General features: G+C 42.9%; 10 protein-coding genes and 2 pseudogenes. 3 read left to right on the forward strand and 9 right to left on the reverse strand.

Annotated features, from left to right (window positions below; all coding sequences use genetic code 11):
• Positions 1-25: 25 nt before the first annotated feature.
• A pseudogene (locus IM319_RS21665) lies at positions 26-223 on the forward strand (hypothetical protein); the annotation flags it as partial.
• Here the strand turns inward: IM319_RS21665 and IM319_RS22675 are convergent.
• The 6 genes and pseudogenes from IM319_RS22675 to IM319_RS21690 form a co-directional block, all read right to left on the reverse strand.
• A pseudogene (locus IM319_RS22675) lies at positions 139-336 on the reverse strand (hypothetical protein); the annotation flags it as partial. The pseudogenes IM319_RS21665 and IM319_RS22675 sit on opposite strands and share 85 nt — an antisense overlap.
• 367 nt (positions 337-703) lie before the next feature.
• Complete coding sequence (locus tag IM319_RS21670) at positions 704-1,702, reverse strand: AvaI/BsoBI family type II restriction endonuclease (RefSeq protein ID WP_353857216.1); 999 nt, start codon at positions 1,700-1,702, stop codon at positions 704-706.
• A complete protein-coding gene (locus tag IM319_RS21675) occupies positions 1,675-3,087 on the reverse strand; it encodes a DNA methyltransferase (protein WP_287736885.1) in 1,413 nt (470 codons plus the stop codon). Before IM319_RS21675 ends, IM319_RS21670 begins: the two co-directional genes overlap by 28 nt.
• A 130-nt stretch (positions 3,088-3,217) precedes the next feature.
• On the reverse strand, positions 3,218-4,300 hold the full coding sequence (locus tag IM319_RS21680; protein ID WP_286824505.1) for an ATP-dependent 6-phosphofructokinase: 1,083 nt from the start codon (positions 4,298-4,300) through the stop codon (positions 3,218-3,220).
• A 252-nt stretch (positions 4,301-4,552) separates the two neighbouring features.
• A complete protein-coding gene (gene gltX, locus IM319_RS21685; RefSeq protein ID WP_287075859.1) occupies positions 4,553-5,995 on the reverse strand; it encodes a glutamate--tRNA ligase in 1,443 nt (480 codons plus the stop codon).
• Positions 5,996-6,171: 176 nt separating this feature from the next.
• Positions 6,172-6,648, reverse strand: coding sequence for an NAD(P)H-quinone oxidoreductase subunit N (locus IM319_RS21690; RefSeq protein WP_286824508.1), 477 nt, complete (start codon positions 6,646-6,648; stop codon positions 6,172-6,174).
• A gap of 316 nt (positions 6,649-6,964) precedes the next feature.
• On the opposite strand from IM319_RS21690, the gene IM319_RS21695 reads away from it, so the two are divergent.
• Entirely contained in the window at positions 6,965-7,834 is an 870-nt protein-coding gene (locus IM319_RS21695) for an ABC transporter permease (protein ID WP_287686576.1), read from the forward strand.
• A gap of 26 nt (positions 7,835-7,860) precedes the next feature.
• On the opposite strand, the gene phoU is transcribed toward IM319_RS21695, so the two are convergent.
• The 3 genes from phoU to IM319_RS21710 form a co-directional block, all read right to left on the reverse strand.
• Complete coding sequence (gene phoU / locus IM319_RS21700; protein ID WP_287672416.1) at positions 7,861-8,529, reverse strand: phosphate signaling complex protein PhoU; 669 nt, start codon at positions 8,527-8,529, stop codon at positions 7,861-7,863.
• Positions 8,530-8,877: 348 nt separating this feature from the next.
• Positions 8,878-10,170, reverse strand: a complete 1,293-nt coding sequence (locus IM319_RS21705) for a sensor histidine kinase (RefSeq protein ID WP_287736886.1) — start codon at positions 10,168-10,170, stop codon at positions 8,878-8,880.
• Between the two features lie 47 nt (positions 10,171-10,217).
• Positions 10,218-10,970, reverse strand: coding sequence for a response regulator transcription factor (locus IM319_RS21710; protein ID WP_287736887.1), 753 nt, complete (start codon positions 10,968-10,970; stop codon positions 10,218-10,220).
• Positions 10,971-11,044: 74 nt separating this feature from the next.
• On the opposite strand from IM319_RS21710, the gene IM319_RS21715 reads away from it, so the two are divergent.
• Positions 11,045-11,785: a creatininase family protein gene (locus IM319_RS21715; RefSeq protein WP_286824513.1), complete on the forward strand. Its 741-nt coding sequence runs from the start codon at positions 11,045-11,047 to the stop codon at positions 11,783-11,785.
• Positions 11,786-11,913 lie beyond the last annotated feature (128 nt).

The following is an 11,913-nucleotide window of genomic DNA, read 5'->3' on the forward strand; positions in this document are numbered from 1 at the left end:
AACCCTTATATAGAAAGGCATTTAGCGATTTTTGTCAATTGTTTTTGATCTAGAGCGAACTAATCAATTAAGTCTCTTACCAGATAAGGATTTAGTCGATTTATGCCCCCCTATCGAACCATACCAAGTAACGAAGAACCGTTTTTTTGTCTGTAATTCTTGCTCGATATCTCGCCATAATTTTTCGGTTCCTTTGAGGACATTTCCCCAAAATCCCGCATAACAGTAGGGAATCGCCCGATTTTTGCGTTTACATTCTTCTTCAATTAGTTTAATTAATTTATTGGCATAACTAGCATCTCTTGTGGCCACTCCGTGAATAAAGTAAATCAGCATAATAGATTTATCTCAATAAGCGGCGATCGGAATCTCTCACCTTCTTAATATACCCTTCCAGCTTCAGACAAATATCAGGATGGAACGAGATATGGTAATGCAGAAGTTATCCTCTTTGTCAAGAGATGGTGGGTTACGCATTGCTAATCTATAGGATGATATTCATTTGGAATAATTGCGGTGGGTTACGCGTTGCTAACCCACCCTACTGGACTAATTGATTGAGGAGATGAAGTTAAATAAAGTTACCTGCCACCAGATTATTACTATTAACTATTAATCATTTAGGTTTACTGGCGAAATTGCCGAAAAATAATTATCAGAGTTTATCTTTATTTGAGGGGTAGTTTTGTAGATGTTAACTAGGTTAAAGATGGCATAGCCAACGCATAATTGAAACCAGGTGATTATCATTGGTTAAGTTACCGGCATTGGTGAGTTTTTTCGTCTCTAATTGCTGATAAATTTCCCTAGCCATTTTTTGTTCAATCGTAGCGCCGATAAAAAAAGTATAAGGATGCTTAGAGATTTTTCTAAAAGCATCATCAATTCTCTGCAAAGCAGTACGAGCAGTTTTCCAATGTTCATCTGCTCCTGCGGGATCAATCCCACCTTTTAATTCTCCCAAAGCAATGTATAAATCAGGAGATTGTAAGGTTTGTTTTTTGATTTTTTGATTAGCTAATTGCGTCGAATCACATTTTAAAAGGCACAAATCAATATTGTTGTTATTAACAAGGGGAACATTGACATTATAAATTATTGTTCTTGGTTGGCTGTTATTTAACCAGCTAACACCTCTAACCAAGATTTCTAGATTAGGTGTCATTTCTTCAGCTTCTCTCCATTGATTATTACTAGAATTGAGCCAATCATAAGCAATCCCTGCTACTCTTAAAGTTGCTAATAGAGAACGAGTAAATTTACTTTGAGCTAAGGAGCCACCTGCATTTCTCATGATTCCTCCTAAAGTGTCACCCCGAATCAATAGAAATCTATAGACTAACTCCTCGACAAAATTAGTCCCCGCAGGTTCCAGAAAATTGACAATTAATTCTTGAATTGCTTCTACCTTGTCTTGGGGATGTAAATAATTTTTAGCTTTATCAGAAATTACCGATGCAGTTAATAAAGCCGCTTGAATATCTGGGATGTTTAGTAACTCTCTAGGATTGTTTACGGTTTGGGCAATAATTTTTAAGGTTCTTGCTTCTGCAATTAAAGGAGTAGCTCTCTGATTTTTTTCTAAGGCTAGAGCAATAAATCCTGAACGGATAGCTTCACAGGTAGTCTCCAAATCACAACTTTGGTTTAAATGCAAGAGATAGGGTTTTTCCATTAAGGCTTTCTCCACACATAAATACATTTTCTTAAAGATTCTCTACCATGACATCCCATTTGCTGACTACTATTACCTTTTCCATTAGGAACTACTAAAATATTTTCTACTTTAAATCCAATTTCTTCAGCAATTTTTGACAAAATTAAATCTACAGAAATACTAGCTCCCGCATAACGAACGTTATCATTAATCATACAGAAAATACCAGAGGATTTCATAACCCGAAAGCATTCATAAATTAGACAAGACATTTCCAGAAAATACCCCCTGATCATCCGAGGAATATCATGGTTATTTAAGGCCTTGCTTGATTTTAATTCCTCTAAATAATCCAGGACACTTTCTAATAATTTTTGACGATCAGTTATGGCAATGACTGGCGACCATTGTTCATTTATTTTTAGTAACTCTTTGGGTTTATTTTCAACAGTGCAACTAAGCATTTGTTGACGTAATTGTTTTAATTGTAGTTGATCTATTCCCAATAGAGCCAATTCCAAAGCGTAGATACGAGTATAATCATAGCGATTACAATAAGGAGGAGAAGTAATAATAGAATCGTATTTTTCTGAGGAAATCTCTGGCAAAATCTCAAGACAAGAACCTTGATATAGTTGAATTTTTCCCTGAGGATAATCTCTAGAAAAAAGTTCCAATTGTTGCTGACTAGGCTCTAAATCTGCGAGAATTTCTCTTAACTTGCTATGGAGGGCAATTTTAAAGTCTAAAATTTCCCCTTTGTCAAATATATTTTTGCCCTGTTGTCTCCCAGAACGATAATCCCAACGCAGGTATTGACCATCTTTTCTAGTATAGCTAATTGATTCGAGAATAGAAAGTAAGGCAAATTTTAAGATCCCTTGCACTCGCTCATTCTCTTGGGCAATCAACCCTAAGTAACTTTCTATACAAGCCTGATTTTCTTGGGGATATGCTCCTTGAGTAATTGGTAATTCTAATAACTTAACTTTGTAATCTACCTGTTGCCAAAGGCTATGGTTAGACCAATACTCTAGACGATATATATCATCACTATTTAAGCCATTTTCTAAAATTTGTCTAGTAATAATTAATTCCTGTCCAATCGGCAATAGTTCTATTCCATCTGCTGATAAACCCCTGGCCGCCGCCGCAAATAAAGTTGTTCCGCTGCCGGCGAAAGGGTCTAGTATTTTTCCTTGTTTGATACCATATTTTTCTAGAAGATAAACTATCAGATCAACGGAAAAACCCTCTTTATATTTATACCAGCGATAAACCGGTTGATTCTTATTACCTTGAAAACTCACTAGGGTACGAGATAATTGCTCAGAATCAAGTAATTTGTTTTGAAAATAATTAAATAATTCTCGATCGAGATTGTTGATTTCTAACAATCTTTCTGCTACATTAACTGAACTATTAATCATTTAGGTTTACTGGCGAAATTGCCGAAAAATAATTATCAGAGTTTATCTTTATTTGACTTGTAATTTTAATCAGTGGGGAAAGGGCGATACTTAAGGATTAATTCTCGCACCGATTCCCCTAGATTTAATCTCAATCCCCTAGACAAATACCCAAACCCCTGGCGGTTTTGACTAAAGTTTCTTCGGGATCGACGACGCGATAGGTTTTAATCGCCTCCTCAATGGGAACACTGACCACTTGCCGATTTTGCCAGGCCACCATGCGATCGAATTCTTCCCGGGCAATCAGATCCACGGCCGCAACGCCAAAAGCCGCCCCCAGTAAGCGATCCATTGGAGAAGGAATACCCCCCCGTTGAATGTGGCCCAGGAAAGTCACTCTCGTTTCGGCCCCGGTTTCCCTGGCAACTTCTTCGGCTAAATAGCGACCGATACCCCCGAGACGATCTTCCCCTAGGGCTTTCTTTTGTGATAGGCGATCGCCGGTTTCCGTACGCACAGCCTCGGAGACAATAATCAGAGAAAACTGTTTATCCATACGCTGCCGTTGCCGGATCTTCTCGCAGATATTCTCTAATCGGTAGGGAATTTCGGGAATGAGAATGATATCGGCCCCCCCCGCAATACCGGCAGCCAGGGCGATATGGCCGGCATCTCTACCCATAACTTCTAGAATCATCACCCGGTTATGACTAGCGGCGGTAAAATGGAGGCGATCGAGGGCTTCTGTGGCGATATTAGTAGCTGTATCGAAGCCGATGGAGACTTCTGTAGCTCCCACATCATTATCGATGGTTTTGGGGATACCAATCAGATTAATGCCTCCCTGTTGGGCAATACGGCGCAAAATCGCCAGACTACCATCGCCACCGATGCCGATCAGGGCATCCAGTCCCAGACTATGATAGCCGTCAATGATTTCCTGAGAGCGATCGATCAGGGTTCCATCCGGCATCGGGAAAGCGAAGGGATCCCCCTTATTGGTAGTACCGAGAATTGTTCCTCCCATCACCAACAGGCGATCGACTCCTTCAATATCAAAGATAGTGGTTTTTGGGGGACGGTTAATTAATCCGTTAGTTGCTTCTCGAATACCCACCACTTCCCAGCCATAATTGCCACTGGCATGGTGGACAACGGCACGAATGGCGGCATTTAAACCCGCACAGTCACCACCACTGGTGAGCAGTCCAATTCGTTTTTTTTCACCCATAGGTTTTTGTTAGGAGATTAACAAATCTATATTTAGGGAAAAGTTGCAGATAATGCCTGAAAATTAAGAAAGTTTCTAGATCGTCCCTGACAGCTAGGGGAAAAATCCGCCCCCATCCCCTCAGTAATCGATCACGAGCAGGGTATGCAGGGCGACACGGATTCCCATTATACTAGAAAGTATATAGCAATCTTAGGGCATTTGTCAACCCTAATGTACGATAAATTTTCTGATAACTGATAGCCAATCAATTTAACTATTTACTGCTTGCTGAAGACGGGATATATCCCAACCTTTTTGATTGAGAAGTAGCCAAGACTGCATTAAATCTGGACCGTGTAACTCCCCCATCAAAGCGGCGCGCAGAGACTTCATCACCAGACCTTTTTTAACCCGATGGGCTTTAGTTGTTGTCTCAACAATCCCCTTAGCAACTTCTCCAGTCAAATCTGGAGTAATAGCGGCGAGAATATCCTTGATAATATCCTTAACTCCCTCTAATTGTAATTGACTTAAAGCCTCCTGATTATAATTAGCCAGAGGGGTTAAAAGTAGGCGACTTTCGGCGACAGCATCGCTTAAACGAGTTAAACTCGGACCGATGAGAGTAGCCAATCCGATCAACCAAGCTCGATCGGTTTCAGCATCAAAATTATACCCTGCTTCTTGCCAGTAGGGGAGAAGTAAAGGCACTAATTCCTCACCGCTTAAACGATGGAGATATTGACTATTAATCCAATCCAATTTAGTCCAGTCAAATTTTGCCCCCGCTTTATTTACCCGTTCTAAACTAAACACTTCAGCGGCCGTTTCAAGGGTAAAAATTTCTTCAGTGGAATCGGGAGGAGTCCAACCGAGGAGAGTCATGTAATTAACCAAAGCTTGCGGCAGAAAACCCAGTTTTCGGAAATCCTCGATCGAAGTTACTCCATCCCGTTTAGATAACTTACGACCCTCCTGATTTAAGATCAAAGGAGTGTGGGCAAACTCCGGCACTTTTGCCCCTAAAGCTTCGTATAAAAGAATTTGTTTAGCCGTATTAGCGATGTGATCTTCCCCACGAATAACATGGGTAATTTCCATATCGATATCATCAACAACTACCGCTAAATTATAGAGAGGCTGACCAAAGTTTTCCTCGGCATTTTCGCTGGTACGAGCGATCACCATATCTCCCCCTAAATCACTACCTTTCCAGATAACTTTTTCCCGGATTAAATCCTGCCAAATAATTTCTCGATCGTCATCAATAATAAAACGAATTACTGCTTTTCTCCCCCCTTGCTCGAATTGAGCTTGTTGTTCGGGGGTGAGATAACGATGACGATTATCGTAACGGGGGGCAAGATTGCGGGCTTTTTGTTCTTCCCGCATTTTTTCCAATTCTTCCGGGGTACAATAACAACGATAGGCTAAACCTCGATCGAGCAGGGTTTGAATGGCCTGACGATAATAATTAAGGCGTTGAGTTTGAAAAAAAGGACCTTCATCCCAATTCAGTCCTAACCATTGTAGGCCCGCTTGAATATTTTCCGTATATTCTGGTCGAGAACGTTCTAAATCTGTATCTTCCACGCGCAAGATAAATTTCCCCCGGTGATGATGGGCAAAAAGCCAGTTAAACACGGCTGTGCGCGCTGTTCCAATGTGTAAATTTCCTGTGGGACTGGGGGCAATACGAACTCTCACTGTCACGATCTAACTCCTAGGTTTTTTGCGGCAACGATATCCCATATTATTGCAAATTCACCTAGGCCAACTCGCGAAATTAAGAAAATTAAATGAATAGCTACCAAAGGGTGAGGGAGTCTCCCTCTCCGGGGAGAGGGGTTGAGAGAGAGATATTTTAGTACCCGTATTATTTCGGTAATTTAGGCAGCGATTAAAGATTTGCTCAAAAGTTGCCAACGAAAATATCTTTCCCCACCCAATTCGAGGACAAATTTTAACCGGGGTTCCTGTTGACTAAGATTAATTAAGTATTGTTTTTCTTCCGAGGACAAAACAAAACTTTCAATAATCCAAATCACTAAACCTTTAGATTTGGGGGGTAAATTTTCCAATTGATAGGTAGCAATGGGAGGAATAAAATAAACCGGTCCCACGGCTGCTTCCTGACCAATATTTTTTTTACCTAAATGGGGGGGACGGACTCCATGAATGCCGGTAAGATAGGCACTTAAATCGCCTAGACCTCTAGCGGTGATATGCAGGACATTGTAACCAGTGGCCCGTAAACGTCTTTGATAGCGTCCCTCGTAACCCCCTTCTAAGGGTGCGTAAACGCCTAAAGCACCGTATTGTTCCAGATCGCGAATAAATGGTTTTCCCGTGGTCAGTAGTGCCATAGCTAGTAAAAAAATCTTTTTCCCTATAATCGCACGTTTTGTTAAGTTGTGCGTCAGGTGAACAGAAAAAGACTTAGGATCAGAGTATGAGAAAGAGACAATCGCTACTCTCTCCCAAGGAGGCAATATGTTTCACGATCTCCTTTATCCTAACGGACTGCTTTATGTCCTGATTAAACTAACTGTTTTAGCTTTAGCAGTCTTGCTCTGGTTTACGGTCGTTTCGGCCCCGGCTGTCTGAAAAAAATCCTGCTCTTGTCGCAGGTTGGCCTTGTCTTCTACAATTAGCGTTCTATGCAATGCCTGAATTTTGTCGATGACTCCTGTTAAATTGCCGATCGATCCTTTTCTGAAACCCAACCTAACTACTAAGCTCCTAGTAGTTGGGTTGGTATTGACAATTATTTTTATCCTGATTGCCCTGTTTTCGCCCCTTCTGCAAGCGATCGGACTGATTCAGGATTCAACCGACATTTTAAGCAATTATCCCCTACAAGCCCCCAGTTCTGCCCATTGGTTCGGGACGAATGTGCGCGGTTATGATGTCTTTTCCCGCACCCTATTCGGGGCCCGGGCGGCCTTGTCCGTGGTATTTTTGGCCACAGGATTATCTTTGGTCATCGGGGTTCCTTTAGGGTTAATTAGCGGTTATTTGGGGGGTAAGATCGATCGCGTTCTCCTCTTTCTCATGGATACCCTCTACACCTTGCCGGGGTTATTATTATCGGTGGCTCTCGCCTTCGTCTTGGGTCGTGGTATCTTCAATGTAGCGATCGCTGTTAGCATTGCCTATATTCCCCAATATTTTCGCGTGGTCAGAAATCAAACCGCCAGCGTTAAAAATGAATTATTCATCGAAGCAGCGCGAGCGATCGGGGCCAGTCCTAGCCGTATATTATCAAAATATCTTTTCTTTAATGTCGTCCAGAGTGTCCCGGTTCTGTTTACACTCAACGCGGCGGATGCGATCCTTGTTTTAGGCGGTTTAGGCTTTTTAGGCTTAGGATTACCGGAAGAAGTGCCGGAATGGGGTCATGATCTCAAGGAAGCTTTGGCGGATTTATCTACAGGTATCTGGTGGACCACTTTATTTCCCGGATTAGCAATGACCACGATGGTGGTGGGTTTATCCCTCTTGGGAGAGGGGTTAAGTGAAATTTTTAACCCCCTGAGTCGTAAACGCTAAAAGCGAGGTCAGAGTTCGAGACACCCTCAGCCTCTCTGTCCGGTAACGATGTAAGATACCCTTTGGGCGATATTGGTGGCGTGATCGGCCATGCGTTCCAGATGACGGATTAGCAAAGCCATCAGCAGGATTGGTTCCACCACACCCTTGATATCTCTTTGATGGGCGAGAGTGTGATAAAGATGCTCATAGGCTCGATCGACCGTATTATCTAGTTCTTTGACCTTTTGACCTGCTTCTTGATCGAGGTCGGCCAGGGCGACAAGGCTCGTGGCTAACATATACTGAGCATGGTGGGACATAGCCTCGATCTCACTCATACAATCGTGAGGAGTATAGGCGAATAATTTGAGCGCTATTTCAGCCAAATCCTTGGCATAATCGCCGATACGCTCCAAATCGCGCACTAATTGCATAAAAGCACTTAACAGCCGCAAATCTTGAGCTACGGGAGCCTGTAGCGTCATGAGAGTGGCACAATCTAACTCGATTTGACGGTAGTAGCGATCGATTTCCTGATCGAGGGGGGCGATTTTTTTCGCCATTTCCAAATCCCTAGCAAAAAGGGATTGATGGCTAAGACGAAAGGATTCTTCGACCAAGGTTCCCATTCTCAGCACATCCTGCTCCAATCGCTGGAGAGAACGAGCGAAATAGGTGCGATCGGGATGATTGGTTTCTTTGGATAGGCTCACGGTCGGATTCGCTTAACATAAAACTACTCTTTCTCTACAGTGATAACAAGAAAATTTTAGATTTTGCACAGTTGTCTAGAGAACTTGACAGATTTTTTGGGGGATGGGGGTTGGGGGATGGGGGTTGGGGGATGGGGAAATGGGGGAATGGGGAAATGGGGGAATGGGGAAATGGGGAAATGGGGAAATGGGGAAATGGGGAAATGGGGAAATGGGGAAATGGGGAAATGGGGGAATTCAACTAAAACCCTAAAACCCTAAAACCCTAAAACCCCAACACCCTAAAACCCCAACACCCTAAAACCCTAAAACCCTAAAACCCCAACACCCCAACACCCATCACCTCACCTAATTTTTTTGACGGGGGAGAGTGACTTGTAGGCGAGCGCCACCGGTGTTAGGATCATTTTGAGCGACGATCGAACCGCCATGGGCTTGAATAATCTCTTTGGCAATCGATAAACCTAAACCGGTACTATAATCCTTTGTGCCTTGTTTTTGACGGGTGCGGGAAGGATCACCGCGAAAGAGGCGATCAAAAACGTAGGGTAGATCCGCTTCGTTAAATCCCTTCCCGTTGTCGATAACGTCAATTTTTAGCCATTTTTCCCCGATAGTATCGGATATTTCTCGAATTTCTAGGCATATTTTTCCCTGATCGGGACTATACTTAATGGCATTATCAAAGAGATTCAGGAAAACTTGCAGCAGACGAGAGTGATCAACTTCCAGCGTCCAATCCACCGGAGAGGAATAATCTAAGCTAATCTGTTTTTGGGCGGCTATTGGGGTGACAGTCTGCCAAGCGGTGGTGATTAGCTCCTGTAGATTAATCATCTGGTATTGTAAAGAGCGCCCCGCATCCGCTTGTAATTGACTGATTTCTAGCCAATCGCACACTAATTGGCTCAAACGCTCCACTTCTTTCGCCATTTGTTCTAACCAGCGTCTTTCGGGAGCTTGGAGGCGTTTCTGTAAAGCTTCGGTAAGGAGAGAAATGGAGGTTAAGGGAGTGCGTAACTCGTGAGTTAAGTCAGAGAAAGCTCGCTCGCGATTTTGCGATAATTCCACTAAAGGCTGTCTATTTTCGATAAATACAGCGATTTCACCTTCTGGTAAGGGATAACCGTAACCCTTCAAGGCAATCGATTTAGGAGCAGTCACTTGGCGATCGCTAATGGGGGTGACAGGATAATTAGTCGGGTAAAAAGTCCAAGTTTGCACCTGTGGACTCTGTTTTTGGCGAGTTTCTTGAATTAATTGATCTAATTCGTAGGAGCGCACTAATTCCAGCAGCAGACGCACTTGCTCCGGTTGCCAGCGATCGAGTTTTAAGAGGGTAATTGCCTGTTGATTGCACCAGAGCAGTCGATTATCGGCATCTATATGAAGATAGGCGATCGGCGCTCGTTCTAGCAAGGATTTCTGAATTTCTAAGCTCTTTTCTCGCTCTTGCAGACTTTGGGAGAGAAACTGTAATTCTCGACGCACCAGGGAGGTAACGGGAAAAGAGGCCGACAAATCCACCGAATCCGAGAGAGCGCTCAGGGTTCGCTTTAACTCTCTATTTAAGCGTGAGACTTGCCAGTAACAAATACTCAAACCTAAAACTACTCCGAAAATAAAAGCGAAAATAGTCATTATCCCAGCAAGCGGCGATCGCTAAACTTGAAAATATAATCGCTCACCTAGCCAAAACGATAACCGAAACCGCGTACAGTAATCAGGTATTCTGGTTGACTGGGATCGATTTCCAGTTTTTCCCGTAACCAGCGAATGTGAACATCGACGGTTTTGGTGTCTCCTAAAAAATCCGGTCCCCAAATTTGTTCAATTAATTGATCTCTTGACCAAACTCGGCGCGGATAACTCATAAATAGGTCGAGGAGACGGAATTCTTTAGGAGAAAGGTTAATTTCTTCATCTCGCACCGTCACCCGACATTCCTGGGTATAGAGAAGAACATCGCGGAATTTTCGCACGGGAGCGGCAGCTAGAGAAGTAAATCCTTGACGACGAATGAGAGCGCGACAACGAGCGACTAATTCGCGCATACTAAAGGGTTTAGTCAGATAATCATCGGCACCCACTTCTAAACCCAAAACTCGATCGGTTTCGCTGGCCTTAGCACTTAAGATTAAAATCGGGATAATATTGCCGTGATAGCGCAACAGACGACAGATATCAAGACCGTTGATTTGGGGTAACATTAAATCCAAAACGACCAAATCAAAACGAGACTCACGGTGATTAGATTCTTGACTTTGCAGTAGTTCTAGGGCAGCGCGACCATCACTAACACCGAGTGCCTCGTAACCTTCTTCTTCCAAAGCCAAAATAATCATATCCCGAATCACTTCTTCATCTTCCACGATTAAAATCCGATGATTGGGAACGAAATCCGTACTCGCCGACAAGGGGGGGTTGTCAAGGGTTAACATAAAAATACTTGATTATTCGTCCTAATTTTATCTCAATTTGTCAACCTGCACTCGTCTTGGAAGGCTGGAGCCGAATGTTATTACAGTTATCTACATGGTTAGAGGTGGAATCCTATCTAGAACAATCTCAGGGAATTATTATTCCTATCGGTTCCACGGAACAACACGGGCCGACGGGACTGATTGGTACAGATGCTCTATGTGCGGAGGCGATCGCTAAAGGAGTGGGGAAACAGGTACAAGCAATGGTAGCACCGACCTTAAATGTTGGTATGGCCCTACATCATACGGCTTTCCCCGGTACAATTAGCCTTCGTCCTAGCACTTTGATTCAAGTAATCCTCGACTATGTAACTTGTTTAGCTAGAGCCGGTTTTCGTCAATTTTTCTTTATTAATGGTCACGGGGGTAATATTGCTACCCTAAAAGCCGCTTTTGCGGAAACCTATTATCATTTGGATTCCCTTAATTTACCTAACACAAACGAGGTTAAATGTCAAGTGGCCAATTGGTTTATGGTGCGAGAAGTTTATCTTTTAGCCAAAGAATTGTATGGAGATCAGGAGGGTTCCCACGCTACACCAAGCGAAGTGGCGTTAACTCAGTATCTTTACCCTGAGAGTCTTAAAAACGCCTTTTTATCCGAAAAAGTGGCTTCTGGTCATGGTATTTACGGTGCGGCTAATTTTCGCCAAAACTACCCCGATGGTCGTATGGGTTCCAATCCTGCTTTAGCCACTCCCGAACACGGTCAGAGGTTCTATGAATTAGCCGTGAAAGAATTGAGTAATACTTATCTAGGGTTTGCTGAATAAATCTAAAAACCTTGTTGTAGAAGACTTTTAGACTTTTTTCCCCTCAAAAAGTGCCAGATATGGGAGTGGTCGGGGGGAAAATTCAGGGACTTTTTCCCTGAAAATTAGGTAGTTGACCACCTGAAAAT

It is taken from the genome of Microcystis sp. M113S1 (assembly GCF_020246945.1).
Lineage (GTDB): Bacteria > Cyanobacteriota > Cyanobacteriia > Cyanobacteriales > Microcystaceae > Microcystis.